Source organism: Rothia nasimurium, assembly GCF_928382285.1.
In the GTDB taxonomy this organism is placed as follows: Bacteria; Actinomycetota; Actinomycetes; order Actinomycetales; family Micrococcaceae; genus Rothia; species Rothia nasimurium_E.
The window spans coordinates 12,839-39,231 of sequence record NZ_CAKMSS010000010.1 but is presented as its reverse complement, the minus strand read 5'-3'; the positions used below and the strand labels follow the sequence as shown (position 1 = coordinate 39,231).

Here is a 26,393-nt window from a genome sequence, read left to right as displayed (position 1 = left end):
GGTTAAACCCTACTACTTTTGTTCCCCTACAAGTAGGGACCAGATTCCTCCCGACGTCCTTGTCCACCACACATACAATCGTTACTTTTCTGGTCCCTTGTTACCTGAGCGCTGCGATTCTGCTGCTCCCGTTTTTCCGTTGCATGGTGGTAAGAACTTCACGAACGATCCTCTGCGGATGGTTCACAACGGTAGACCAGTCATAGCGCAGCACATCCCACCCAGCGTTTTTCAGCAGCTTCTCGCGTCGCACCTCATTGAAGAAAACCTCATCGCGGCTCTGGGAATCAAGGTATTTCACCCGCCCATCAAATTCGAGGGCAATCATTTCATCCTCGTAAGCAAAGTCGAGCCGGAAGTGTTCGTTATCAACCCAGACATCAACCTGCTGGGTTGGCAGGGGTAAGGGGCTCATGTGTAAGACCCATTTCAGTTTGCTTTCACCAGCACTCTCGCTCGAAGAACTCATGAGGCCGGCGACCGTCCGCATTTTCTGAACTCCGCGCCCCCTCTGGTGCCCCAAATATTCCGCGACTTCCTCAACGGTGCATGCTCCCTGATAAAGCGCTGACTCAACCGTAACTAGCGCTGAGGACGGATGCAGGTAGCGGCAACAGTCAGCTAAAGTCCGCAGGCGGGTAGTGAGGTGAAATAAACCGTGCGATGACGTCGTATCGAGAGCTGTATACGAATAGTGCTTTGCAATACCTTGAGCACGCCCCCGTGAACTAGGGTGGCACTGTACATCTACCAGCTTCTGATCTACCACAGCAAAGCCATGCAACCAGGCAGCGGTTTGGTGGGTAAAGATGGTTTGAGGGTTCTTCTTGTAAACAGCAGAAATAAAATAGGGGTACTGCTGATAGCGGGGAAGCTGACGAAAATTTGACTGGGTTGTATAAACGCCAGGGAGGAGACGAGTCAGCTCCTGTTGTCTAACCCGGCGAGCGATAGCAGTAGAGCTCATACCCAGCTGCTGCAGTTCCCTGTAGGTATAAACGGTTTGAAGGCTATCGAGAATATCCATGACAGCATTCTGTTGTGTATGAGCTAATTTTCTAGAACTGATGTTTCCTGTGGATAAAGTTTCTCCCAGTCTCAACGTATTGCGCCAAAAAAGATTTTTTATCGGTCGGGTTGTTACAGCGCATATACAGATATCCACAGGGTAGCTTCACCACCCAGCGGGTTAGACCCCGCCCCTCGTAGGGACCAGAAAAATACCGACTGTAGGTCATGGCACGAAGTATTTTGGGAGGAATCTGGTCCCTACTAGATAGGACCAGAAGGAAGCTGGTCCCCCCGCGTCCGCGCGCATGATTCTGCTGCCCCGGGTAGCATATCTAGGGTGACATCTAACCCAACCTCTGCCGTCCTGACCCTCAAAGACGCTTTCACCGAGTCAGCCCTCCGGGCGCGACTAGCTGTAACAGCGGTACCGCTGCCCCGATACGGCTGGGTGGCTCCCCTGCTTGTGCTAGTACTTGCCGGGCTCATGCGTTTTGTAAACCTGGCCAACCCTAACGCCATCGTCTTTGACGAAACCTACTACGCTAAAGATGCCTACTCCCTGCTGCACTTTGGATATGAGCGCAACTGGTCTGATACAGCCAACGAGACCTTCGTTGCCGGAACCCCATCGGGCATCCTTGAAACCGCCGAATATGTGGTCCACCCGCCGGTTGGTAAGTGGATGATCGCCTTCGGTATGGCCATTTTTGGTGACGATAACCCCTTTGGGTGGCGCTTTGCCGCAGCACTCACCGGCACCCTGTCGGTGGGCCTGGTCATGCTGGCGGGTTGGTTGCTCTTCCGCTCAGTGACAGTAGCAACCCTTGCCGGTCTGCTAATTTCTATCGATGGCCTGCACTTTGTGCAGTCCCGTTTTGCCCTGCTCGATATCTTCCTCATGTTCTGGCTGCTGGCCACCTTCGTTGCCCTGTTGCTTGACCGCTACCAGGGTAGACGCCAGCTCGCTGCCCGGATCGCAGCCCACGCCCGCGACCACAACGGCGCCCCCACCGACAACTTCATGCGCTATGGCCCCTGGCTGGGCTTCCGTTACTGGCGGTTCATCGCCGGTATCTGCGCGGGTCTGGCGGTCGGCGTCAAATGGAACGCCCTCTTCTTCATCGCTATCTTCGGCCTGCTCACGGTCTTCTGGGACGCCAATGCCCGCCGCATTGCCGGCATCCGCCGCTGGTATGTCGCGGGCTTCCTGCGCGACGGCGTCCTCGCTTTCTTTGCCCTCATCGGCACCGGCCTGCTCACCTACCTAGCGACCTGGACCGGCTGGTTCCTCTCAGATTCCGCCTACGACCGTAACTGGGCAGCAGAGCACCCCGGCGAAGGAATTCTCTGGTTGCCGGAGTCTCTGCGCTCGCTGTGGGAGTACCACCGCTCTGCCTACGCCTTCCATTCGGGGCTGGATTCCCCCCACACTTACGAGTCCCCGGCCTGGCAGTGGCTGATTTTGGGCCGCCCCACCAGCTACTACTATGAATCCCCTGACCTGGGCGTGAACGGCTGTACGGTTGACTCTTGCTCTGAGGCGGTGCTGAATATCGGCAACCCGCTCATCTGGTGGTCCTTTATCATCGTTGCAACCCTGTCCCTGCTCATTGTGCTGCTGCGCCGCGACTGGCGTTTTGCAACCCTTTTCGCGGTCTTCGCGGTGGGCTATTTCCCCTGGTTTGCCTACCCCGAGCGCACCATGTTCTTCTTCTACGCCCTCTCCTTCGAGCCCTACCTGATTCTTATGCTGGCAGGTATTTTGGGGCTAGCGCTAGGACGCCCCGGCGACAGCGTACGCCGCCGCCGGGCAGGGCTACTGGTGGTAGGACTCTTTGTGGTCTTCGCGCTGTTAGTCTCTATCTACTACTGGCCTATTTGGACAGCCCAGACCATCCCCTACACCGAGTGGCGCGAGCGCATGTGGTTTGACGCCTGGATTTAGGGGCTTACTTGGTCAGGAGTTCTTTGAGCTCCTGACGCTCTGCCCGGCGCTTGAGGGCTAGCTGCTTGCGGTAGCGGGTAGGCCAGGTCATGGCGAGGACGGCTGCCGTCATCAAGAGGGTGAGGGCGCCTGCGGTGGCGGCGGCGTCCACCCAGAACTGGGGCGGGTAGAGGCGGATGAGGGTGTCGCTCATGCGGAACTGCCAGTTGCCCTGGGGGAAGAAGACCTCGTGGAAGGTGGTGAAGAAGGCTTCCCAGCCGATAGCGCCGGCAACGCCCAGGCCGATGAGCAGGGCTAGGGTGAGCCAGGCACCGGTGAAGAGGGAGGAGCGCAGGACGCCCGGGGCCCGCAGGCGCAGGGTTCGGGCTGAGAGCAGGGCCAGTACCAGCATGATGAGGGCAAACGTGATGCTGATGAGCATGACCCGTTTGACGTCGGTCATGTGCTCAACTTCGCTGGCAAGGAAGGCAGCGTTACCGCCGGTGGTGATATCGGCCAGGTAGGTGTGGGGGGCAAAGTTCAAGATATAGTCCAGCCCGTAAGAGCCTAGACGCAATCTTTCCTGGGTGTCGAAGCCGTAGCTGTCTGCGGGGAAGCCGGGGCGGTGGTATTCGAGCCAGAGGAAGGCGGGGCTGGCCACGGCACGCACGGCCAGCATGATGGTCAGCACGGGAACGGTCAGGGCGATGATGGCCCGGCGCAGCCCCAGCAGGCGGGGCTTGTCGTCTACCGCAACTTCGCGGGCTTCGGCACGTTCTGCAGCCGGGGTGGCTTCGGGGGCGGACGCACTACCTTCGGGAGCTGCCACCGCGGCCAGGGGCGCGGTCCAGGGGGTGGCATCGGAGGGAGCTTTCGCCCCATCCTGTTCTACTGGCTGGCTAGTATCAGTTAAAGCGCTTGAGGCAGTAGCTGGAGTCTCGATTCCGCGTTCAGCTCTTCGAGCTGAAAGAAGACGGTCCGTTCGGTTACTGCTAATTGCAGGTGAAAGTTTGTCCCACTCTGGTGCTGGCTCGTTACCGGCACCAGAGCGGTCCTGAGATTGAGAATCCTGGGCCACAGTCAGTCCTTACATCGATGAGGGGTACCCTAGCAATTGTAAAGTCTGAACTACTCCAGATTGAACCCTACGATATGGTCACTGGGGAAATGCTACCCGAGTACCAAAGACCACCAGTTACCGGTCCAGGATGAGTCGCTGTAGTGCTCGAAGGGGATATTCCAGTCACCGTAGCCGTCGTCCGGGTCAGCCTCGGGGTAGCCGGTGTTAACGGTTTCCACTACGTCACCGATACCAAAATTGTTGTGGAAGAACTCAGCATCTGCAGGTAGCAGACCGATACAACCGTGGGAAACGTTGGCAATACCAACTGAAGACCAAGCTGCAGGGAGGGCCTGGTGCACGAATACACCACCGTTGGTGAGACGGGAAGTATTAGAGGCCCAGAAAGGCTCATAGTAGTGGGGGTCGCCCGGGGTGAGGGCCAGCGAACCGGGGTTGAAGAAGTAGCTCTTCTCGTGCTCCTTAATCACCAGCTGCCCTACGGGTGAGGGCCATTCAGAGTTACCCAGGGTAACAGGAGCTTCTCGAATAACCTTGTCGTTAACGTACATCTTCATTTTCTTGGTGTTGTTGTCAACGAAGGCGTAACGCTTTTCCCAGGTTTTAAAGCTGTGGCTTGTGGTGTGGTTACCGATCATTCCATTACCGATATCGAAGCCAAAGAGGTCGATATCTACTGTGATTGTAGAGTTCGGTGCCCACTTATCTTTGGGGCGGTAACGCAGCATGGTGTCGCTGTACCAGCGGAACTTACCTTCTTGGTCGCCACCGCCCTTGATGGAGATACGCTTTTCAACATCTGCCTTGTTCACTACAGGTTCAGAGAAAATCAGCTGAATAATGTAGCCGACACCGTAGGTGGCTCCCTCGATGAAGTTAACAAGGGCATTTGCCTCGTAGGGGGCTGATACGGTGGCGAATGTGCTCTTGCCGGTACCGCTCACGCCGTCAGAATCATCGGCTTCCCATGCAACGGTGTAAGAACGATCGAAAATCATGTGCTCGGTGGAAGTCCAGGTCTTCCCGTCTGCTGATAGCTCGCCAGGTAGCTCCTCCCCGTCCTCAGTGGCAACAGTGACTTTGGTCAGCGTGGAGTCATCGGTTGATACGGTAACGGTCTCAATGGGGTTGATTTCAACCTCATCCAGCGCGGGCAGAACCTTGATATTGCCGCTAAAGACGGGTGCTGAGCTATTGGACGCGCTAGTGTTTGATGCATCTGATGCAGAGCCTTCTGCAGCGTTATCGGCTGAGCATGCTGCAAGGGTCATGGTGCCCAGGGCTCCTACGGTCACGAAAGACCGGCGGGTAAGGACGTCTCGGTTGGCTGCGTTGATGGAGTTGACCACGAACTTATCTTCCTTTTATCACGTATCAAGTGGGTCGCGAGTGTGTTGTGTGCTCGTCAAAGTTTATCGGATTAGGGCTCTTTTAGATATAGGGCCTACAAGAAAACCCGTTAGCTAGGAGCCAACGGGTTATATAGGTTCACATTTTAGACAGAGCGTAGGGGTGGGTAGGACACGTCTGCCTGTTCTTCAGCCTCGGGGCTGGCGGTGGGAGCTTCCAGGCGCACGACATCCCAGCCTTGAGGGGCGGTGAGACGGTCGGCGTGGAACTCGCACAGGTCATAGGCGTGGGGTTCCCGGTGCACAGACAGGGGGCCGATGACTGCGGTTGACTGCGCATAGGCGTAGGTGAGCGTGAAAATAGCCTCACGCTGGCAGGTCTGGCGTGAGCACTGGCGGGTGATTGCCATGAATCAAGCCCTTCTTTCTTAGATAGCTTGCTTGCGGAGGCGGCGGCGTTCACGCTCTGACAGGCCGCCCCAGATGCCGAAGCGCTCGTCGTTTTCCATGGCGTATTCTAGGCACGCTTCGCGAACGGGGCATTCGCTGCATACTCGCTTGGCGTCGCGGGTTGATCCACCCTTTTCAGGGAAGAAGGCCTCGGGGTCGGTCTGGGCACAGAGGGCATCTGCCTGCCAGGAGAGTTCCCCGTCATCTCCATCGGTGCTGTAGATGCCGGCGGCCTGCTGCCAGAGGGAGAGGGCGTCGGAGTCGGTGGAGAACATATCGGTAGCTGAGCTACTGGCGAGTGAGCTAGCCCGGCCACGGCTCTTAGGAGCAGCGGCATTGAGCAAGGCAGTTGCCTGGTCTTCTAAGTACTGGGCAGAGTGCATAGTGTGGTACTGGGCCACGTCAGGCGTGCGCCCTGCAGCGCCCTGAGGTAGGCGGCTGTGGAGGCCCATAGTCTTCCCTTTCATATCCCAAACTGAGGACAGAATAAAAAATTCCCTGCACCTAATTACACGCGTGTAATGGGCTGTTCGTCAAGCTGAGATTAAAAAAATCTTCTTCACACGAGATTCTCTCACAATAATTTGCGTTTCTCTGTGGTATATGCATTCACCCCAGCCGGCCCCTCCTGGCGGCAAAGTGAGCGGTGCCCTAGAGTAGGGAGCATGACAGCATCATTTCCCCAGGTGGTTTCTTCTTTCCCACGTTTCATGGCCCAGCTGGCTCAGCGCCAGTCCCCAGCCCTGCTCTGGTATTCGGTACCGGGTGAGCGCATCGAGCTTTCGGGCAGGGTTTTTGATAACTGGGTCGCAAAGACCGCTAATTTTTTGGTTGATGAGTGTGAGGTAGAGCCCGGTTCCCTACTGGCGCTCCCCCAGCGCCTGCACTGGCGGTCGCTAGTTTTAGCAGCAGCTGGTCTGCGGGTAGGGGCAACCTTGACGTGGGAGCTGCAGGCGGGGGCGGACGTCCGCGCCGCCTTTGATATGTCAGAGCTAGAGGACGCCGAGGAAGAATACCTGTTGGCTGTCGCCGCCGAGCCGCTGGCACCTCGTTTTATGGGACAGTTGCCGTCTGAGGTACTTGATTATGCCGCTGAGGTAAGGTCCCACCCCGACGTCTATGTGGGATGGGCAGCCCCAGTAGCAGAGGGGCATGCTTGGGAGGGCACCAGCTATGGTCGGCTGATGGAGCAGCTCACCGAGCAGGCTACAGCCCTGGCCACTGAATACAAGCCTGAGGTAGCCGCCCTCCAGGTTCCGGGGGAGCATTTTGATGCCGCCTACCTAGAGCAGACTCTGGCGGTCATGGCTTCAGGCCGGGCTGCTCTGGTTCTCGACCCGGCGGTCACCTGGGAGCAGGAGCGTCTTAGTCGAGTTTTGGCCGACGAACGGGCCCTGTCTCTGCCTTCTCAACAATAGGCAGGGAGCCGGTCATAATCTTGGTGGCTTCCTCGATGAGCTCGGCCCGTTTTTCTTCGACGGTCTTATCGTCGCTGTGGCTCTTACTCTGGGCAAAGACCCAGAACTTATAGAGGAAGTAGCGCACGATGGTGCCCAAGATGGTGCCGATGATAGTACCCGAGATAAAGGACGCCCGCGGGCTAGTCAGGCCCAGTACGTAGAGGCTAAAGAGCACGCAGGAGGCCTCAACACCGATACCGATGGCGTTGACGATGCCGAATTCAACGGCTTCACGTACCTTGTTGCCGGTGCGTTTTTCGCGGAAGGTCCACAGGCGGTTCACCACCCAAGAGAAGATGGTGGCGACAATGCCGGCTACAACCTTAGCCTTGGCGTGCCCGTCGGCAAAGATAGAGTGCATGAGCGACCAAGTCACCACCGAGTTAAGGATGAAGGCCAGGCCACCGACGCTCAGGAACTGGGCTATCTCCCGGCCGTGACTGTGCCACAGGGTTTCTAGGCGCTGCTTGAGCGAGCTCATGGTTTTCTCCCTAGTCTTCTGGTGCGGGCCCCTCCCGGCGGGAACGTGTATGAGTTCGGCAGGGAGCCTGGGGCGCACCGACTGAACTGGGGAGCAGGTCTTTTCTGTTCACATAGTACAGGCGCTATGGGCTCGGTGCCCTCCTAGCAGGGGTAGTATTTTGCTCACAGATTGCGGGGCGTTACCTGGGAGCTCACCCGCTATTACCGTACCTGTTCAGCATGTAGCTGGGGCTTTTACAAGCACCGTGTGCCCAGGTAGCCTAGTGAATGTGACTTATCCTATGACTGGACCAAAAATTGGTGTTGTAGGTGGCGGCCAGCTGGCGCGCATGATGGCGCCCGCCGCTACCGAGCTTGGCTTCGACCTTCGTATTCTTGCTGAGAGCGAGGACGTCTGTGCTCGCCGAGCGGTGCCCTTGGCACCGGTGGGTGACTACCGGGATTACGATACCCTGGCAGCGTTTGCCCGCCAGGTCGATGTGCTCACCTTTGATCATGAGCATGTGCCCACCGATTTTCTGCAGCGTCTGATGGATGAGGGTGTGAATGTACAGCCCCGCCCCGCTGCCCTGGTTCATGCCCAGGACAAGATTGAGATGCGCAAGGCCGTTGACCGCCTGGGCCTACCCAACCCCCGCTGGGCCGAGGTTCGTACCCTGGATGAGCTCCTCACCTTTGGCAAGGAGGGCGGCTGGCCGGTTGTCCTCAAAACCCCGCGGGGTGGATATGACGGTAAGGGCGTGATGGTGCTCGATGATGAGCAGGACGCCCGCGCTAAGTCAACCCCCTGGTTTGAGCAGCTGCCTGACCGCACCGACTTCTCGGCACTGCTGGTAGAAGAAAAGGTTCCCTTTACCCGCGAGCTCTCTGCCCTGGTAGCCCGCCGAGATTCAGGTCAGGTGATGGCCTGGCCAGTCGCTGAGTCCATTCAGGTGAACTCTGTCTGTGACGAGGTCATCGCTCCTGCCCCCGGCATTTCCCCCGAGGTAGCAGAAGCTGCCCAGGCCGCCGCCCTCAAGGTTGCCACCGAACTGGGTGTTACCGGCGTGATGGCCGCTGAACTCTTCGAAGTGCCCGGTTCTGAGGCGGGGTTCCTGATTAACGAGTTCGCCATGCGCCCCCATAACTCCGGCCACTGGACCCAGGACGGATCCGTCACCAGCCAGTTCGAACAGCACCTGCGAGCCGTTGCTAACTACCCCCTGGGTAGCACCGACATCAAGGGCGAGGTAGCCCTGATGAAGAACTTCTTAGGTGGTACAAATAACGATATCTTCGGCGTCTACCCGCAGCTCATGGAAGACTACCCGGCAGCCAAGGTGCACTACTACGGCAAGGCAGTCAGGCCCGGCCGCAAGATTGGGCACATCAATATGACCGGCCCCGCAGATGAGCTCGCCGCCCTCCGCCAGCAGGCCACCGCTGCAGCCTCCCTGCTCACCGACGGCCCCTCCACCCCCTAACCCCGCGGGACTAGCCCGGCTCTACCCAGGTGGGGCGGGCGTCCGCACCACCCCTAGTTTCAAGGAGCAACATGACCTCCCCCTACGACTCCAATAACCCCATTGTCGGCATCGTGATGGGCTCAGACTCAGACTGGCCGGTCATGGAAGCAGCAGCTGAAGTCCTCGAAGAATTCGGTATCCCCTACGAAGCAGACGTGGTCTCAGCCCACCGCATGCCCGAAGACATGATTGCCTACGGGCGTGAAGCAGCAGACCGCGGTATCCGCGTCATCATTGCCGGTGCCGGCGGTGCAGCCCACCTGCCCGGCATGCTGGCCTCTGTTACCCCCCTGCCCGTTATCGGTGTGCCGGTCAAGCTCAAGTCTCTCGACGGCATGGATTCGCTCCTGTCGATTGTGCAGATGCCTGCCGGTGTGCCCGTCGCAACCGTCTCCATCAACGGTGCCCGCAACGCCGGCCTGCTAGCCCTGCGTATGCTCGGTTCAGGCAGCGACGGCTTTGCCCGCCAGGTACGGGCCGACCTCGTAGACTTCGCCGCTTCCCTGCGCCAGACCGCCATGGACAAGGGTGCCGCTCTGCGCGCCAAGGTTGAAGAGCACAAGGCAGAACTCGATGGTGAAGGGGCCGCCCCCAACGCACCCGCACAGCCGCTCACCGCTCCCGCCCACAATGACGAACGGGACGGCCAGCAAAAGACCCCCTACGCGCCCTAACCCCCTGCCCAGCGGCTCCTGCCTGCCCCTCGGCAAGTTCAGGAAGACCGCTCCGGGAGCACCCAGCTTCTTTCAGTAGTGTGGTTGAGTAGATACCAAGATACTCAACCACACTCAGTTATTTTTTAGGCCCACCACGCCAGGGAGGCAAACACATGTCCGGTGAGCGCAAGCGCCCACGCTCCGCAGCCCCTATCACGGGTGTCAGGGGACGAGGTCAGCACCTGGTAGAACCTACCTACACCGATCCGCTGAAACACCCCGAAGCGGCATCGGCATCCGTCCGTACCCGCCGGGCCTGGCTCCTACTCCTGCTCACCCTCTTCCTCCCGGGCTCTGCCCAACTACTGACCGGGCAGAAGACTCTGGGGCGCCGGGCACTAAAGGTTACCTTCACTGTCTGGGGCCTTGTGCTAGCTCTACTACTACTCTGGACGCTCCGCCGCACCCTCGTGCTTTCCCTGGTCACCAATACCTGGGTACTGCTACTTGTAGCAGCGGCCCTGGTGGGCCTAGCTATTGGCTGGGTCTACCTCTTCCTAGCAACCCTGCGTGCCATTCGACCGGGCCTACTCGAAGGCCGCTCTAAACCCCTGGTCACTCTTGCCCTCGTTGCCTGCATCGCCCTCACCGGCGGCGGGCTAGGCTACGCCGCCTACATCACCTGGGTAGGACGCGGCGCCCTCGGCAACATCTTCGCCGGCGGCACCCCCATCAAGGAACAGGACGGCCGCTACAACATCCTGCTCATGGGCGGGGACGCCGGCGCCGACCGCGTGGGCCGCCGCCCCGACTCCATGACCGTGGTATCCATCGACGCAGCCACCGGTCAGGCCATCACCATCTCAGTACCCCGCAACCTACAAAACGCCATCTTTGAAGACGGCTCTCCCCTCTGGGAGGTTTACCCGACTGGTTTCGACTGCGGTGACGAATGCATCCTCAACGCCCTCTACCCCACCGTCACCGCCGACTACGCTGACCTCTACCCCGGAGCCAACGACCCCGGAGCCGAAGCAACCATGGACGCTGTCTCAGGTATCCTCGGTATCACCGTCGAGAACTACATCCTCATCGACATGTCGGGCTTTGAGCAGCTCATCGACGCCCTGGGCGGCATCACCATCGACGTAGGTGGCTACGTTCCCATCGGCGGCGGCACCAACGAAATTACCGGCCTGCCCAACCCCATCGACGGCTACATCGAACCCGGTGTACAGCACCTCGACGGCTTCCACGCCCTCTGGTACGCTCGCTCCCGCGAAGGGGCCTCAGACTACGACCGTCAAGCCCGCCAGCGCTGCGTACAGGCAGCTATGCTCAAGCAGCTCGACCCCGCCAACGTACTCACCAAATTCGCAGACATCACCGCCGCAGGCGAACAGGTCATCGAAACCAACATCCCCCAAAGCGGCCTCGCAGCCCTCGGTGATGTTGCCCTCAAATCCAAAAACTACGACCTGATCCAGTTCGCAGCAGGCCCACCCTACTTCGACACCCTCTTCCCCACCTACCCCGACTTCGACCAGCTCCACACCGCAGTCCAGCAGGTCATTGCAGACTCAGCCTCAGGCATCCAGCCCACCGTCACCACCGCAGCTGCCGCAAGCACCGGCTCAGCAGCGTCCGGCCCCTCAGGCCTCGACGTGATTGAAACCGCCGCCTACCGCGCGCAGCTCACCTCAGAACTCAGCGAGAACGGTACCTGCTCGGTCCCCTAACCCCACGACCTACAGCAAAACGGTAAGCTGGTGCCCATGAGTACAATTCTGCAGTCAGATATTTGGGCCCAGCTCCAAGAAGCCAACGGCCATCAGGTCTTCCGTGGCGAAGGTAAAGGCTGGCGTTACATGGCCACCCTCGAAGGCGGCTCCACCGGCCGCTACCTCTACGCCCCCTACGGGCCCGAAGCCGACAGCGCCGCCGCCTTCGACGCCGCCATCGCAGATATGAAACGCGTAGCCACCGACAACAAGTGCTGGTTCATCCGCGTTGAGCCCATCAACAGCTCTATCTGGGGCTCGCAGAGCGGTGAAGCCTTCCTCGCCGCCCGCGGATTCACCCTCTCACCCCGCCAGGTGCAGCCCTCACACACTCAGATTATTGATCTCACCCAATCTGAAGATCAGATTCTGAAAGACATGAAATCGACCAACCGCAACCTGCACCGGAACATCCATAAGAAGGGCGTGACTTTCGAGAAATCTCAGAACCCCGCAGACATCACGATTCTGCTCAAATACCTCGACGAAACCGCCGGTCGTGCTGGCTTCAACCGTCAGCAGGACGACTACCTCACCAGAGTTGCTCAGGTGCTTATGCCCGCGGACGCCGCTACCCTGTTCATCGCTAAGGTAGATGGCCAACCTATCGGTGCCTCCCTCACCTACGATTCAGACGACACCCGCGTCTACGCCCATGCGGCAACCTCATTCGAACACCGAAAACTACAGGTGGGAAACCCGCTGCTCTCCACCATTATTCTCGATGCCAAAGAAAAGGGCCTGAGCTACATGGACCTCTTCGGAATCGCCCCCAACGACGACCCCAACCACGAGTGGGCAGGCTTCACCAAGTTCAAGAAGTCCTTCGGCGGCACCTCAGTTGCCTACCCCGGCACCTGGGACCTGCCCGTCTCCGCCCTCGGCTACAAGGCCTACCAGGGCATCCGCGCAGGCCGCGAAGCCCTAGCTCAGGGCAAGAAGTTCGCCACCGGCACCCTGCTCCCCAAGGCCAAGGACGCCGTCGGTAAGGTTCGGGCGCGTATCGGTAAATAAGGGATAGATATAGGGGCAGGGGCAGATGCACCCCGCCGACAGCCGCTCTCGCTGGCTCGTGAACTCGCAAGCGATTCACCGCCAGCCCCGGTCCACGTCGGCTTCGGGCGCATCTGCCCCTGCCCTTATGTGAAGCTAAATTCCTAACGATTCATGGTCCCGGCGATCATTGCCGAGTAGCGGGAGAGCTTGTGCTCAGCCTCAATCAGGCGCACGGTGCCTGACTTAGAACGCATGACCAAGGACTGGGTGGTGACGGTGTCGCGGCCGTAACGCACACCGCGCAGGAGCTTACCGTCGGTGATGCCGGTTGCGGCGAAGAAGCAGTTATCGGTGGTGACCAGTTCATCGGTGGTCAACACAGCGTCCAGGTCATGGCCGGCATCCAGGGCCTTCTGGCGTTCAGCGTCATCGATAGGGGCAAGACGACCCTGGATAATGCCACCGGTGGCCTTGATAGCGCAGGCAGCCACAATACCCTCAGGGGTACCGCCGGTGCCCATCATCAAATCCACGCCAGTGCCCTCACGGCAGGCGGCAATAGCACCAGCAACGTCGCCGTCAAGAATCATGCGGGTACGGGCGCCAGTTGCGCGAATCTCTTCAACGAGCTTGGCATGGCGGGGGCGATCCAGTACGCAGACGGTGAGCTGGTTAATGCTGGTGCCCTTAGCCTTAGCGACCAGGTGCAGGTTCTGCTTGACCGGCAGGCGCAAATCGACCAGGTCAGCTGCCTCGGGGCCGGTAACCAGCTTCTCCATGTAGAAGACAGCGGAAGGGTCAAACATGGTGCCGCCTTCAGCTACCGCAATGACGGAGAGCGCGTTATCCATACCCAGAGCGGTCAGGCGGGTACCATCGATGGGGTCAACAGCAACATCGAACTTAGCTCCCGAGCCATCGCCCACCTGCTCGCCGTTGAAGAGCATGGGGGCCTCGTCCTTCTCACCCTCGCCAATCACCACGGTGCCGTTGAAGTGCACGGTCTTAAGGCGAGCGCGCATGGCATCAACAGCAGCACCGTCCGCCATGTTCTTATCGCCTGCGCCCACCAGCGGGCCCGAGGCAATAGCGGCAGCCTCGGTTGCACGCACCAGTTCCAGCGCCAGGTTACGATCTTCGTTCATTACTTCTGACATGACTCACCTTCGAGTAGCTTCTAACAGTGCCAGCTGGCTCCCTGTTATGGGGCGCTCAGCCTCCACACTCTAGAGTACTCGCTTCCCCGCCGTGTTACGGGCCGGTGCGCCCCTACTTGACACAGATGATGCCGGCAATTCTCGCTCGCAAGTGGCACAGGGCGCCCCCTTTAGACCAGAATAGAAGGCGTGACTTCATCGACTAACCCCAGCAACCAGCCCCTGCCACAGGCGTCCGCCCCTGAAACCCAGGCCCCGGACGCCACAGAGCAGGTAGTCCCACAAATTACCGAAAAGCAGGCTGCCCGCATCAATGCGCCCGCCCGCAATATGGTGATTTCGATGATCGTCATGGTGCTCTTGCTACTGCCGGTCATCTGGTTGATGCCGCAGCCCAACAAGAACCCCTACCGACCCACCGTTGACCTCCCCGTGATTGCCTACGAGGCCAGCGCCCAGGCAGGCTACCCGGTTGCAGCCGCCGAGCAGGAAGGCTGGCACTACAACTACGCCCGCTGGAACACCGGCCAGGCAGACGGCATCAACTACTGGTCCACCGGCCAGGTCACCCCTACCAGTGACTTTATTGAGCTGATTCAGGCGCAGGACACCAACCCAACCTGGATTGCGCAAACAGTGGGGCAGGCTGTACCCGAGGCTACGGTGCAAGCTGGTGGCGTGGACTGGGACGTGCGCTCCCTCGTCGATGCTGACGATAAAGACAAGATCACCACCTTCTACATCGGTGAGGTGGACGGCACCACTGTCATCCTCAAGGGCGAAGCTGAGGCAGCCGAGTTCCAGGCCCTGGCTGAGGCTACTGTTGCCTACATGAAGGCTCCTTCTTCCACGGGTTCTCCCACTCCCTCAAGCGGAATTCAGTAAGCCGCCCACCGGCGTCCTGCCGTAAAATGTAATTCGCCTTACACACGTCACCGGCCGGGCAGATTGCTAGGTTAAAGCTAAACCGCTGCGAAAGGACGCCTGCCATGACCGCCATCGAAACCCCCGTCCAGGCATGGGAACGCCTCGTTGAAGGCAATGCCCGCTTTGTGGAGGGCAACCGCTCCCACCCCCATCAGGACGCCGCCCGCCGCGCTGAACTGGTAGCTGGCCAATACCCCTTCGCCGCAATTTTCGGTTGTGGCGACTCCCGCCTGGCAGCAGAAATCATTTTCGACCTCGGCCTGGGCGACGCCTTTGTGGTACGCACCGCCGGGCAGGTGCTGGACGACGCCGTCCTCGGCTCCCTGGAATACGCCAGTGGGGAGCTCAAGACCCCGCTCATTATGGTGCTGGGCCACGACTCCTGTGGCGCTATCACCGCCACCCACAAGGCCCTGGTCGAGGGTGAAATGCCCGGCGGGTTTATCCGCAACCTGGTGGAGGGTATCTTGCCGTCAGTTATTTCACCGGAGCTACCCGAAGGTGCCACCATCAACGATATGGTGGTGGAGCATACCCGCCAGACTGCAGCCCGTATTGCCGAGCAGTCCGGGATTATCCGTGAAGGCATCGAGGACGGCACCTTGGCCGTCATCGGCGTCTTCTACCACCTGGCCGACGGCAAGGCCGACCTGGTCTACTCCTCCTCACCGCTGATTACTATCTAAAGTCTCCAACCAGGCGGTGCTCCTCCCAAAGGCACAGTCTGCTACCGCGTCATTTTTTACGGCCAGTGCGACAGCCGTCACGGCGGCGTATTAGACTAGGCAGTATGGCAGAAAACACTGAATACCGCATTGAACACGACACCATGGGTGAGGTCCGCGTACCCGTAGATGCCCTCTACCGCGCCCAGACCCAGCGTGCCGTTGAAAACTTCCCCATCTCTGGCCAGACACTGGAGTCTGCCCACATCCGCGCCCTGGCCCTCATTAAGAAGGCAGCAGCAAGCGCCAACGAAGAGCTGGGTGTTCTTGACGCCACCCGCGCCGCCGCTATCCGCGATGCTGCAGATAAGGTTGCTGCCGGTGACTACGATGAGCACTTCCCCATCGACGTCTTCCAGACCGGCTCTGGCACCTCCTCCAACATGAACACCAACGAGGTGCTGGCGACCCTGGCTAACCAGGCTCTGGAGGGGCAGGACGTCGAGGTCCACCCCAACGACCATGTGAACGCCTCCCAGTCCTCTAACGACGTCTTCCCTACCTCCGTGCACGTGGCCGCTACCGAGGCTCTGCTCAAGGACCTGGTCCCGGCCCTGGAATACCTGGCCGAGTCCCTGGAGCGCAAGGCTGTGGAGTTCAAGGACGTCGTCAAGTCCGGCCGCACCCACCTGATGGACGCCACCCCCGTGACCCTGGGCCAGGAGTTCTCCGGCTACGCAGCCCAGGTCCGCTACGGAGTTGAGCGCATCCATGCTTCCCTCCCCCGCGTCGCTGAGGTTCCCCTGGGTGGTACCGCTGTGGGCACCGGAATCAACACCCCCGACGGCTTCTCCGCCCGCGTCATTGAACTGCTGGCTGAAGAAACCGGTCTGCCCCTGACCGAGGCCCGCAACCACTTTGAAGCCCAGGCTAACCGTGACGGCCTGATTGAGGCTTCCGGCCAGCTGCGTAATATCGCCTACTCCTTCATGAAGATCAATAACGATATTCGCTGGATGGGATCAGGGCCCAACACCGGCCTGGGCGAGCTGCATATCCCCGACCTGCAGCCCGGTTCCTCCATCATGCCCGGTAAGGTCAACCCCGTGATCTGTGAAGCAGCCATTATGGTCTGTGCCCAGGTGATCGGTAACGACACCACCATCGCCCTATCTTCCACCAACGGCGCCTTCGAGCTGAACGTGGGTATCCCTGTCATGGCTGCCAACCTGCTCCAGTCCATCCGCCTGCTGGCCAATACCTCCCGCGTGATGGCAGACAAGATGATTGACGGCCTGGAAGCCAACGTGGAGCGGGCCCGCTTCCTGGCTGAGGCATCCCCCTCAACCGTCACCCCCATGAACAAGCTAATTGGCTACGAGGCAGCAGCCAAGATCGCCAAGTACTCGGTGGCTAACAAGACCACCGTGCGTGAGGCCGTCATCGCCCTGGGTTACGTTGAGCGCGGTGAAGTCACCGAGGCCCAGCTTGATGAGGCTCTGGACGTCACCAAGATGCTAGGTAACTTCTAAACAAGCTACCGAGCGAAGGACGCTCCCAGCGTCCGAGCACGCAAAGGGCGGGTTTCCCTCTACGGGAAGCCCGCCCTTTGTGCGCCTCTCTTGTGAACTAGCACTCAGGGGCGCGTGACCACATAGATAGTTCAAGAATAAACAAAAGCAAGATCGATAGGAGTAGACTGTAGAAAAGTAAGGGTACAGATTATTGAAAGGTTGCCCCGTGAAACTCGCTGATCAACTCATCCAGCAACTCATAGACGCCGGCGTAGAGCGCATCTACGGCGTGGTGGGAGACTCCCTCAACCCCATCGTTGATGCAGTCCGTGCCAGCGGCGGCTCTGCCAAGGGCGGCATCGACTGGGTCCATGTACGCCACGAAGAAGTCGCCGCCTTTGCCGCGGCAGCAGAAGCACAGGTCACCGGCAAGCTCGCCGTATGCGCAGGGTCCTGCGGCCCCGGCAACACCCACCTCATCAACGGCCTCTACGACGCGCATCGCTCGGGTGCGCCCGTCCTCGCCATTGCATCCCACATCCCCTCAGCACAAATCGGCACCAGCTACTTCCAAGAAACCCACCCCGACCGCCTCTTCGCCGAGTGCTCCAGCTATTCAGAGATGGCCATTAACCCCGCTCAGACTCTGCGCATCATGAATTCCGCGATGCGTCACGCCGTCGCCAACCGCGGCGTTGCTGTTGTCTCAATCCCTGGCGACATTGCTGCCGAGGACGCCGTAGACTACGTACCCGCTTGGGGCGACATGCGCCGCGGCACCATGACCCCGGACCAGGCAACCGTCCACGACATCGCCGACCGCATCAATGCCGCAGACAAGGTCGCTATCTTTGCAGGTATCGGGGCTAAGGGAGCCCACGATGAGCTGGTTGCCCTGGCCGATGCCGCCGCCGCGCCGGTGGGTCACTCCATGCGGGGCAAAATGTACGTCCAGTACGACAACCCCTTCGATGTGGGCATGACCGGGCTTCTGGGCTACGGCGAGGCTGCTGAGGGCCTTAAAGACGCAGACCTGATGCTCCTGCTCGGCACCGATTTTCCCTACGATCAGTTCCTACCCGATACAGACACTATCCAGATTGATCGTTCCGCCCAGGTACTGGGGCGTCGCACCAATGTGAGCCTACTGGTCGAGGCAGATGTTGCAGCCACGCTTCGCGCGGTACTACCCCTCATTAAGCGCAAGAAAGACCGGTCCTTCCTTGAGCAGCTGCTGAAGAAGAACGAAAAAATCATGACCAAGGTTGTGGGCGCCTACACCAAGAAGCCTTCAAAGAAGGGGCCCATTCATCCCGAGTACGTCACAGCTCTACTCGATGAACTGGCCGCTGATGATGCTATTTTCACAGCAGATACCGGTATGTGCAACGTATGGACAGCCCGCTACATCACCCCCAACGGTAAGCGCGAACTGCTCGGCTCCTTCCTGCACGGATCCATGGCCAACGCCCTCCCCCACGCCATTGGTGCTCAGGTTTCCGCCCCTGACCGCCAGGTGATCTCTGTATCGGGTGACGGCGGGCTCTCCATGCTCTTGGGTGACCTGCTGACCGCCCGTATGTATAACCTGCCCCTGACCGTCGTGGTCTACAATAACTCCACCCTCGGCATGGTTAAGCTCGAACAGCTCGTTCAGGGCTTCGAGGACTACGGGGTCGATGTGCCCGACACCAACTACGCCGCTATCGCTACCGCAATGGGCTTTGAAGCAGAACGCGTTACCGACCCCCAGAAACTCGAAAAGGCGCTCTCTCATGCCCTGGCCCACCGGGGACCATCCCTCGTTGAGGTCATTACCGACCCCAATGCGCTCTCCATGCCCCCTGAGGTAGAAGCTTCACAGATTATTGGTTTTGCAACTTCACTTTCAAAGATTGCCCTCAACCGCGGGGCCGGTGAAGCTGTAGCAATGGCTCGTTCTAACCTGCGTAACGCCAGCGCCTGGCGTCAGCTCACCTAAACTAGTTCTCATACAACTAGAGGTGGGGCCCGTTCTGCGGGCCCCACCTGTTTTAACCTCGTAGTACAAGAGATTAGTCTGCGCGAAGAATCAGAGCATCGCCCTGGCCGCCACCACCGCACAGGGCCACAGCCGCATAGGTAGCGTCGGGGCTCTGGCTGAGGGCGTGAGCGGCATGAACCACCAGGCGGGCACCGGACGCCCCCACCGGGTGCCCCAGAGCAATAGCACCACCGTGGGGGTTGACCTTCTGCAGGTCAAGACCAAGTTCACGGGCAGAGACCGTAGAAACGGCTGCAAAAGCCTCGTTAATTTCCACATGGTCTAGGTCGGCCGCGGTTAGCCCGGCTCTCTCAAGGGCAGCGGCGATAGCGCGGGAGGGCTGATAGTGCAGTACGTTCTCGGGGCCAGCGGTATTAGCCCAGGCGAGGACGGTCGCCAGCGGCTTGATTCCGTTTGCTTCAGCAAATTCGCGGCTTGAGAGCACCAGGGCCGCTGCCCCGTCAGAGAGCGGGGAAGCATTCCCCGCGGTAATCGTGCCGCCCTGCTCAAAAGCAGGCGGCAGTTGAGCGAGCACCTCGACCGTGGTTCCCTCACGCACTCCTTCATCCGCCCTGACCTCGGTGACTTGCCCCTTGCGTCCTTTCACCTGCACCGGGGCAATTTCGGCCTCAAAAAGCCCGGCGGACGCCGCGGCGTGGGCCCGCTGGTGGGAAGCGGCCGCGATGGCGTCCTGCTCCTGGCGGGTCACCTCAAAACGGGCGTTAGACCCCTCGGTCAGCACCCCCATCGACTCCCCGCTCTGGGCATCGGTGAGGGCATCACGCTCAACAGCATCGAGCACGCCGGTAGCGCCGAAGACCCTGCCCGAGCGGAAATCCGGCAGTAAGAAAGGGGCACGAGACATGGACTCCTGGCCGCCCGCCACAGCGACCTGAACCTCACCCGATCGGATGAGCCGGGCGGCATCTATCACCGCGCGCAGACCCGAGAGGCAAACGCTATTGACCGTCACCGCCGGGGTAGCCACAGGGATACCGGCAGCACCTGCGGTCTGCTTGGCGGGGTTCTGCCCTGCACCGGCCTGCACCACCTGGCCAAAGATCACAGCTTCAACCTGTTCAGGGGCTAGAGTGCTGGCCTTGAGCGCCTGAGCCAGGGCCCGGGTGCCCAGTTCAACAGCGCTCAGAGATGAAAGGGCACCCATAATCTTGCCCTGGGGGGTGCGGGCAGCACCGATAATGACAACGTCCTTGTTGTGGGTCTGCATGTTTCTTCCTTCTGCAGCAGCGTCGCTGCACCGGCTATCTCATGATTTTCTTAGAGACTAGCCCCCGGCGCCATGTCGGTCAAGACTAGACCGGTGAAAGGTGCTGCTCGCATGCTTTAGCCTGTAATAGGCGGCTTATTTTTCTCTCACAGCCGCCCAGTGAGTAGGCTTAAGGAATGGAACCATCACCCCGCAACCACACCTACTGGTCTTTCATTGACCAGGTCACCGAGAACATCGGTAAGTTAGAGGGGCCCGTCAACGCTGACGCCACGCTCCTAGCTATGTCGCTCAACCGCGCTTCGGTTGCTATCACCCACGATTTTGAATCCACCGTGCATCGGCCAATTGGAAGCTCCTGGGCTGCCTATCGGGTGCTCTTTGCCCTGTGGAACCTTGGCTCAACTTCGGCTAGTAGTCTTGCGAATATCACCGGGATGACGAGGGCTGCCGTCTCTAATATCAGTAAACCCCTAGAAACAAAAGGATTAATTACCAAGGCCAAAGACCCCGATGACGGCCGCGGCACGCTCTTAGAACTCACAGACCGAGGCACCAGCTTTATCGAAAGTATATTTAGCCAGCAGAATGCGGTAGAAGCCCGGTGGGCTGAGAAACTCACACCGGTTGAACGCACCCTGCTGGTTGAGCTTCTGCGCAAGCTCTCAGCCGAAGCCTAGCTACCGCGCTTCTAAATCGAATCGGGCGCCGTTCTGCCAGTGCAGGGCGGCGTCGATTCTATCGAGCATGCGTTCGCTACAGTAGTCGGCGAGTTTCTCCACCGGCACCCACTGCACCTGGCTCGACTCTTCATCATTCACCCGGGCCTGCCCCGATACATAGCGGCAGTAGAAGGTGTGATCCAGAAACTGGCAGCGGTCCCCGTTGCCGAAGGTCATGGGTGGGTCGGCTTTCAGCTGGGCAAAGCCCACGACTTCGATGACTACCCCGGCTTCTTCTTCGGCCTCCCGCAGGCAGGTCAGGGCGGGGTTCTCACCGGGGTCGACAATGCCGGTGACCGGCGTCCAGGCCCCGGTGTCGCTGCGACGGACCAGCAGAATATCGCCGTTATCCCGCTGAATCACAGCCGTAGCGCCAGAGAGCCAGAGCATGTCGGAGCCGATTTTAGCCCGCAGGTCGGTAATAAATGATGGGGTAGGCATAGTGTCCTTTCGTGGAATGGGGGCCGGCGCGGACGCCCGTGGCAGCAGACCGCGCTTGACTAGTTAGGTGGCGGGGAAGAAAAGAGCGATGGTGGTGCCTAACAGCATAAAAGGACCAAAGGCTATGTGGGTACGGCCGGTAGCGCGACGAGTCACTATGAGCGCTAGAGAATATAGCCCGCCGGTGAGGAAAATAAGCAGGTTGCCCCAGAGCAGGTTCAGGGGCGAGAAATAGGCCAAGAGCAGGCCCAGTACCCCGGCCAGTTTTACATCGCCTAATCCAAGTGCCCCGCGAGATGCTAGGCGCATGAGCGCGTAGAAACCGAACATGACCGCTGCCCCGTAGGCGGTCTGCCTAGCCTGGGCAAAGGAGCCGGGGGAAGCTAGTAGGATCACCCCAAAGAGGGGTAGGCCTAGCAGGGCGTAGAGGGGAAGGACAATACGGTCAGGAAGACGATGCTCACGCACATCAATCACCCACAGACGGGCAGCTGCTACCAGGTAGCACGCCACTACCCAGACCAGGAGCACACAGGCAAGAGCCGACTGCCAGCGTCCGCCCAGACCCTCTACTGCTAGGTTATATATCTGTTCGAGCACATTTGCTCCCGGCCACTATTAAGAGCCGAACCTACGCTGACGCTGAGCATAGTCACGCAGAGCCCGCAGAAAATCAACCCGGCGGAAGTCCGGCCACAGGGCCTCACAGAAATAGAACTCGGAGTAGGCCGACTGCCAGGTCATAAAGCCTGAAAGGCGCTGTTCCCCCGAGGTCCGGATCAGCAGGTCCGGGTCGGGCATACCGCTGGTGTAGAGATGGCGGGAAATATCGTCGCTGGTCAGACTTGAAGCGAGTTCTTCAAGGCTCCGGCCGGAAGCTGCCGCCTCACGCAGGAGGCCGCGCACGGCGTCCGTAATCTCCTGGCGCCCGCCATACCCAACAGCGATATTCACCTGCAGCCCGCTGACCGCCGCCGTTTCTTCAACAGCCACCTCAAAGGCAGACCGCAAACTCGCTGGCAGGGATTCCAGCTGACCCACCGGGCGAACCCGAGCCAGGCCGCTGGCGGTCAGACGCCCCACGAACCCCTCAATTACCTCAACCAGGTCATTCAGCTCATCGCTACTGCGCTTCAGGTTCTCGGTAGACAGCATATAGAGGGTCACCATCGGAATCTTTAATTCCGTGCACCAGCCGAGAAACTCGATGATGCGGGCAGCACCGGCCTCGTGGCCGTGCTTGGTGCTCTCCCCCAAAAGGGCAGCCCAGCGGCGGTTACCATCGACCAGCACACCGATGTGCTGGGGCAGTTTCTCCGCTGGAATCGCAGAAATCAGGGACCGCTCATACACCGTGTACAGTGGCTGCGGTAGCTTCATGTGCTGCTCCTGGTTGTGGGGTGGCAGGTTGTCTTTACCCTGCTCATTCTACCTGCAAGGCGGGCTCGGGCAGGCCCCTGTCCTCCTCTGCGCAGGTGGGCGGACACCGTGCCCCGGCTCCCTGCCCGTTATTTCAGCTTCTAGCTACCCCCTAGACCGCGCTTATTTTGACCTGCCATACTAAATATATGGCTTCACGTGTTCACCGCTCCCAGACCTCCGGTTCATCAGCCGCACCCCACCAGGGCGTGCTTGACCGGCTGACCGACGTGCAACGCGAAATCATCGATTTCTACAATGAGAACGGCAAGCCCCTACTCCGCGGCTGGATTCATGCAGGCTTTGCGCCCGTAGCCTTTATCGCCGGCATCGTGCTCATCGTTCTCTCCGGCGGCGGGATCGTCGGCGTCGGCTGCGCTATTTTTGCCCTCACCGGCGTCCTGCTCTTTGGTATCTCGGGTATCTACCACCGCGGTTTCTGGTCAGCCAGGGCCCGCATGCTCCTCAAGCGGCTCGACCACGCCAATATCACCCTGCTCATCGCGGGCACCTATACCCCGGTAGCCCTAACCCTCCTTGAGGGCACCCAGCAGGCCATCCTGCTCTGGAGCATCTGGGGCTGTGCCCTCTCCGTCACCCTCTTTAGGGTCTTCTGGACCGGAGCCCCCCGCTGGCTCTACACCCCCATCTACGTTGTGATGGGCCTGATGGCGGTCTTCTACCTGGGCGACTTCTGGCAGGTCTCCCCCGTCGCTACCGTTCTCATCGCCACCGGCGGAGCCAGCTACATCATTGGAGCCATCTTCTACGGCACCAAACGCCCCGCCATGGCTCCGCAGGTCTTCGGCTTCCACGAGCTCTTCCACGTCTTTACCGTGCTCGGCTTTATCCAGCACTACATCGCCGTGATGTTCTGCATCTTCCTCTAAACCGCGCCAACAGCCCCCATACCTCAAGGACGCCGCACCCGGCCGGGTACGGCGTCCTTATTTTCTCTTCCCTCAAGAACCTAGTGGGGGCGGCGCAGATGATCCTGAGCTACCACGGCCTCATCGCGCACGGTGGCGTGCACGGGCTCCTCAGTTTTCCCCTGAGCCGCGGCCTCAGCAGCCGCCCGCTCCTCAGCCTCACGGGCAATGGCGTATTCACTGCGGTAGCGCAGACGGCGAGCGCGGCGGGTCAAATCTAGCCCCAGCAGCACGATGGCGATTGCCAGGCAGAAAGTGACGATGAAGCCCACGATACCGGGTGAGCCGCGGAAGGACCCGTCGGGGTTAACCGTGGTAATGACGGTGGGGGTCGCTTCGGCTGCAAGAATCGTAAGAGATACAGGGATCAGGGCTGACACTGTCAAGGTTTCCTCTGGTCTGGGTCTGGGGCGCAGGGGCCGCCTTTAGGCGGTCACCCCTATTCTACGCGGTGGGGCTGGGCCTTTCCTGCTCTTTAGGAGCGGTAGTCGATACCGGTTGAGAAGCAGGTTTCCGGCACCTCGCTCTTCACCCGGCTGTGGGCCAGCACGTAGTCTTCGAAAGGCCAGATTTTACGCTGCATCTCGGGAGAGACGGCAAAGAAGGCTGAGTCCGGGGCGACCTGGGACTGATGGGCGTGCAGGGCCTCATCTCGTTTCTCAAAGAAGTCTGCCGATGAGATCCGGGTGGTGGTCTGGTGGCGGGAGACCGGCGGACGGTGACCCTCAATGTCTTCTTCCATTGACATAGCAATCCACTGCGCAAAGGGTGACTCCAGGCCTGCTTCTTCGAGATAGTGGTGGAAGGCCAGCATGCGGTCGTAGTTGAAGGCCCGGTCGTAGTAGATTTTTGAGACCTGCCAGGGCTCTCCGGTACCGGGGTAGGCGTCCGCATCCCCCGCCCTCTCGAAGGCTTCCATGGAGACCCGGTGGGTCATGATGTGGTCGGGGTGGGGGTAGCCGCCGATTTCGTCGTAGGTGAGGATGACGTGGGGCTTAAAGTCTCGCACCAGGCGCACCAGCGGGGCGGACGCCTGCTCCAGGGGTAGGCTGGCAAAAGAGCCGTAGGGCAGCGGGGGCAGGGGGTCACCCTCGGGCAGGCCCGAATCAACAAAACCGATCCAGCGGTGCTCAATACCCAGCACGGCGGCGGCCCGCTTCATCTCAAGACGGCGGACGCCCGCCAGGTCACGGTGGGCAGCCGGGTTGCTCTTAACCGCTTCGTTGAGGATATCGCCACGCTCGCCACCGGTCATCGATGCCACCATGACGCGGGCCCCGCGGGCCACGTAGGCTGCCATGGTTGAGGACCCCTTTGAGGACTCATCATCGGGGTGGGCGTGGACTGCCAGAATACGCAGGCCGGTGTAGTCGTCCTTGAGCGGCGCTAGCAGGGAGGGGTCAAAGCCGGGTGCGGGTGATTCAGTGTTGCTCATGCAAAACTCCATTAGTGCGAAGGTGGCTCGAGTAATGTTTGGGGTATCGTAAATGAGGAAGGAACCCGCATTCAAAGACACTGGTCAATTCTACCTGGCGTGGTGGGGCTCCTCATTTTCTCTATTACCCCGTATGAAAGGTGTGGGCTTGATGACCGCCCCTGACCTATCTGCCCGTTACGGCACCGTCCGCCAGCGTCGGGCCCTGCCCCAGTGGTTCTGGTATGTGCTGGCCCTGGTAGCGGTACTTGTGGGGGGCGCTTTTGTGTTCTGGGTGCAGGCTGACTCCAGCGACGAGCCCACCGGCCGCGACGTTGGCTTTACCCTGACCAGTGCCGACGAAGTCTCAGTAACCTTTGAGGTCAGTAAACGGGCCGAAGATACCGCGGTCTGCGCGGTCAAGGCCCTCAACACCTCGGGTGCCCCCGTCGGCTGGAAAGAAGTCGCGATTGGCCCCTACGCCGATGAAAACGGCAACGGCATTTCGGTACAGACCGTTCAGTTCAGGGTACTGGGCGAAGCAACCACAGCCACCGTCGATAGCTGCTGGAAGGTTGACTAGCTCCCTTTCTCTCTAGGGGTAAAGTTAGGGAGCTTACCCCGCCTATGGGTAGACTAGGCTCACGACTGACCTTTTACACGGGGCGTTCCGCTCCGTCCGCACCAACGGTCCCCAGCCGCACCGGCTGCGGGGCCTTGCTTACAAGGAGTAAACACATGGCAGAAAACGAAGGCGCATGGCTCACCCAGGAAGCCTACGACAAGCTCAAGGCTGAGCTTGAACACCTCTCAGGCCCCTACCGCCAGGAAATCATCGACCGTATCTCAGCAGCCCGCGACGAAGGCGACCTGAAGGAAAACGGCGGCTACCACGCAGCCCGCGAAGAGCAGGGCAAGAACGAGGGCCGTATCAAGCAGCTGCAGCACCTGCTCGAAACCGCCCAGGTCTCAGACAAGCCCGCCGCCGACGACGGTGTGGTTGAGCCCGGCATGGTTGTTGAAGCGAACATCGCGGGCAAGACCATGACCTTCCTGCTCGGCTCCCGCGAAGTAGCCGACACCCTGGTCGGCGGCACCGACCTGCAGGTCTTCTCCGAGAAGTCCCCCATGGGCGCCGCTATCAACGGCCACAAGGTAGGCGACGAGCTCTCCTACGAAGCCCCCAACGGCAAGCAGATCCCCGTCAAGATCATCTCAGCTAAGCCCTTCCAGGGCTAAAACCCGCCGCAGGCAGATA

At 60.0% G+C, this 26,393-nt stretch carries 27 protein-coding genes; 14 read left to right on the top strand and 13 right to left on the bottom strand.

Going from position 1 to position 26,393, the window contains the following annotated elements; all coding sequences use genetic code 11:
* Positions 1-100: 100 nt before the first annotated feature.
* Positions 101-1,027, bottom strand: a complete 927-nt coding sequence (locus L6758_RS09910) for a type IV toxin-antitoxin system AbiEi family antitoxin domain-containing protein (RefSeq protein WP_237205906.1) — start codon at positions 1,025-1,027, stop codon at positions 101-103.
* A gap of 321 nt (positions 1,028-1,348) precedes the next feature.
* Between L6758_RS09910 and L6758_RS09905 the strand changes: the two genes are divergently transcribed.
* Positions 1,349-2,956, top strand: coding sequence for a dolichyl-phosphate-mannose--protein mannosyltransferase (locus tag L6758_RS09905; RefSeq protein ID WP_237205907.1), 1,608 nt, complete (start codon positions 1,349-1,351; stop codon positions 2,954-2,956).
* Positions 2,957-2,960: 4 nt separating this feature from the next.
* On the opposite strand, the gene L6758_RS09900 is transcribed toward L6758_RS09905, so the two are convergent.
* The 4 genes from L6758_RS09900 to L6758_RS11040 form a co-directional block, all read right to left on the bottom strand.
* Positions 2,961-4,013 carry a TIGR01906 family membrane protein gene (locus L6758_RS09900; RefSeq protein WP_237205908.1) on the bottom strand — a complete coding sequence of 351 codons (1,053 nt, stop codon included), beginning with the start codon at positions 4,011-4,013 and terminating at the stop codon, positions 2,961-2,963.
* 92 nt (positions 4,014-4,105) lie between these two features.
* Positions 4,106-5,365 (bottom strand): L,D-transpeptidase, encoded by a 1,260-nt coding sequence (locus L6758_RS09895; RefSeq protein WP_237205909.1) that lies wholly within the window; start codon positions 5,363-5,365, stop codon positions 4,106-4,108.
* 146 nt (positions 5,366-5,511) lie between these two features.
* Positions 5,512-5,775: a DUF3499 domain-containing protein gene (locus L6758_RS09890; RefSeq protein ID WP_272878585.1), complete on the bottom strand. Its 264-nt coding sequence runs from the start codon at positions 5,773-5,775 to the stop codon at positions 5,512-5,514.
* 18 nt (positions 5,776-5,793) lie between these two features.
* A complete protein-coding gene (locus L6758_RS11040) occupies positions 5,794-6,267 on the bottom strand; it encodes a WhiB family transcriptional regulator (RefSeq protein WP_272878584.1) in 474 nt (157 codons plus the stop codon).
* 213 nt (positions 6,268-6,480) lie between these two features.
* Here L6758_RS11040 and L6758_RS09880 point away from each other — a divergent pair, with 213 nt between their 5' ends.
* A complete protein-coding gene (locus tag L6758_RS09880) occupies positions 6,481-7,233 on the top strand; it encodes a TIGR03089 family protein (RefSeq protein WP_237199348.1) in 753 nt (250 codons plus the stop codon).
* On the opposite strand, the gene L6758_RS09875 is transcribed toward L6758_RS09880, so the two are convergent.
* Positions 7,181-7,756, bottom strand: a complete 576-nt coding sequence (locus L6758_RS09875; protein ID WP_237199347.1) for a GtrA family protein — start codon at positions 7,754-7,756, stop codon at positions 7,181-7,183. The genes L6758_RS09880 and L6758_RS09875 overlap by 53 nt on opposite strands.
* Before the next feature lie 283 nt (positions 7,757-8,039).
* Between L6758_RS09875 and L6758_RS09870 the strand changes: the two genes are divergently transcribed.
* From L6758_RS09870 to L6758_RS09855, 4 genes are all read left to right on the top strand, one after another.
* Positions 8,040-9,221: a 5-(carboxyamino)imidazole ribonucleotide synthase gene (locus L6758_RS09870; protein ID WP_237205910.1), complete on the top strand. Its 1,182-nt coding sequence runs from the start codon at positions 8,040-8,042 to the stop codon at positions 9,219-9,221.
* 71 nt (positions 9,222-9,292) lie between these two features.
* Positions 9,293-9,937: a 5-(carboxyamino)imidazole ribonucleotide mutase gene (gene purE, locus L6758_RS09865; RefSeq protein ID WP_237187140.1), complete on the top strand. Its 645-nt coding sequence runs from the start codon at positions 9,293-9,295 to the stop codon at positions 9,935-9,937.
* Positions 9,938-10,092: 155 nt separating this feature from the next.
* On the top strand, positions 10,093-11,658 hold the full coding sequence (locus tag L6758_RS09860; protein ID WP_237199345.1) for an LCP family protein: 1,566 nt from the start codon (positions 10,093-10,095) through the stop codon (positions 11,656-11,658).
* A 36-nt stretch (positions 11,659-11,694) separates the two neighbouring features.
* Complete coding sequence (locus tag L6758_RS09855; protein ID WP_237205911.1) at positions 11,695-12,714, top strand: lipid II:glycine glycyltransferase FemX; 1,020 nt, start codon at positions 11,695-11,697, stop codon at positions 12,712-12,714.
* 143 nt (positions 12,715-12,857) lie between these two features.
* Here L6758_RS09855 and glpX read toward each other — a convergent pair whose 3' ends face one another.
* Positions 12,858-13,853 carry a class II fructose-bisphosphatase gene (glpX, locus tag L6758_RS09850; protein ID WP_237205912.1) on the bottom strand — a complete coding sequence of 332 codons (996 nt, stop codon included), beginning with the start codon at positions 13,851-13,853 and terminating at the stop codon, positions 12,858-12,860.
* Positions 13,854-14,042: 189 nt separating this feature from the next.
* Here glpX and L6758_RS09845 point away from each other — a divergent pair, with 189 nt between their 5' ends.
* The 4 genes from L6758_RS09845 to L6758_RS09830 all read left to right on the top strand — a co-directional run bounded on the left by L6758_RS09845 (position 14,043) and on the right by L6758_RS09830 (position 18,940).
* Positions 14,043-14,738, top strand: a complete 696-nt coding sequence (locus tag L6758_RS09845; RefSeq protein ID WP_237205913.1) for a DUF4245 domain-containing protein — start codon at positions 14,043-14,045, stop codon at positions 14,736-14,738.
* Between the two features lie 104 nt (positions 14,739-14,842).
* On the top strand, positions 14,843-15,466 hold the full coding sequence (locus tag L6758_RS09840) for a carbonic anhydrase (RefSeq protein WP_237205914.1): 624 nt from the start codon (positions 14,843-14,845) through the stop codon (positions 15,464-15,466).
* Between the two features lie 104 nt (positions 15,467-15,570).
* Complete coding sequence (locus L6758_RS09835; RefSeq protein ID WP_237187209.1) at positions 15,571-16,977, top strand: class II fumarate hydratase; 1,407 nt, start codon at positions 15,571-15,573, stop codon at positions 16,975-16,977.
* A gap of 208 nt (positions 16,978-17,185) precedes the next feature.
* Positions 17,186-18,940, top strand: coding sequence for a pyruvate dehydrogenase (locus L6758_RS09830; protein ID WP_237205915.1), 1,755 nt, complete (start codon positions 17,186-17,188; stop codon positions 18,938-18,940).
* Positions 18,941-19,013: 73 nt separating this feature from the next.
* Here L6758_RS09830 and L6758_RS09825 read toward each other — a convergent pair whose 3' ends face one another.
* Positions 19,014-20,210 carry an acetyl-CoA C-acyltransferase gene (locus tag L6758_RS09825; RefSeq protein ID WP_237205916.1) on the bottom strand — a complete coding sequence of 399 codons (1,197 nt, stop codon included), beginning with the start codon at positions 20,208-20,210 and terminating at the stop codon, positions 19,014-19,016.
* A 176-nt stretch (positions 20,211-20,386) separates the two neighbouring features.
* Between L6758_RS09825 and L6758_RS09820 the strand changes: the two genes are divergently transcribed.
* The gene (locus L6758_RS09820; protein WP_237205917.1) at positions 20,387-20,890 is read left to right on the top strand and encodes a MarR family winged helix-turn-helix transcriptional regulator; all 504 of its coding nucleotides are present in this window, start codon (positions 20,387-20,389) and stop codon (positions 20,888-20,890) included.
* Here the strand turns inward: L6758_RS09820 and L6758_RS09815 are convergent, their stop codons facing one another.
* From L6758_RS09815 to L6758_RS09805, 3 genes are all read right to left on the bottom strand, one after another.
* Entirely contained in the window at positions 20,891-21,373 is a 483-nt protein-coding gene (locus L6758_RS09815; RefSeq protein WP_237205918.1) for an NUDIX hydrolase, read from the bottom strand.
* 63 nt (positions 21,374-21,436) lie between these two features.
* The gene (locus L6758_RS09810; RefSeq protein WP_237205919.1) at positions 21,437-21,973 is read right to left on the bottom strand and encodes a prepilin peptidase; all 537 of its coding nucleotides are present in this window, start codon (positions 21,971-21,973) and stop codon (positions 21,437-21,439) included.
* Positions 21,974-21,991: 18 nt separating this feature from the next.
* Positions 21,992-22,753, bottom strand: a complete 762-nt coding sequence (locus L6758_RS09805; protein ID WP_185173433.1) for an isoprenyl transferase — start codon at positions 22,751-22,753, stop codon at positions 21,992-21,994.
* A gap of 188 nt (positions 22,754-22,941) precedes the next feature.
* Between L6758_RS09805 and trhA the strand changes: the two genes are divergently transcribed.
* Positions 22,942-23,682, top strand: a complete 741-nt coding sequence (gene trhA / locus L6758_RS09800; RefSeq protein ID WP_237205920.1) for a PAQR family membrane homeostasis protein TrhA — start codon at positions 22,942-22,944, stop codon at positions 23,680-23,682.
* Positions 23,683-23,762: 80 nt separating this feature from the next.
* On the opposite strand, the gene L6758_RS09795 is transcribed toward trhA, so the two are convergent.
* Positions 23,763-24,101: a hypothetical protein gene (locus tag L6758_RS09795; RefSeq protein WP_237205921.1), complete on the bottom strand. Its 339-nt coding sequence runs from the start codon at positions 24,099-24,101 to the stop codon at positions 23,763-23,765.
* Between the two features lie 95 nt (positions 24,102-24,196).
* The gene (mca, locus tag L6758_RS09790; RefSeq protein WP_237205922.1) at positions 24,197-25,156 is read right to left on the bottom strand and encodes a mycothiol conjugate amidase Mca; all 960 of its coding nucleotides are present in this window, start codon (positions 25,154-25,156) and stop codon (positions 24,197-24,199) included.
* Between the two features lie 151 nt (positions 25,157-25,307).
* Between mca and L6758_RS09785 the strand changes: the two genes are divergently transcribed.
* Entirely contained in the window at positions 25,308-25,718 is a 411-nt protein-coding gene (locus L6758_RS09785) for a DUF4307 domain-containing protein (protein ID WP_237205923.1), read from the top strand.
* Between the two features lie 155 nt (positions 25,719-25,873).
* Entirely contained in the window at positions 25,874-26,374 is a 501-nt protein-coding gene (gene greA, locus L6758_RS09780; protein WP_237205924.1) for a transcription elongation factor GreA, read from the top strand.
* Positions 26,375-26,393: the final 19 nt, after the last annotated feature.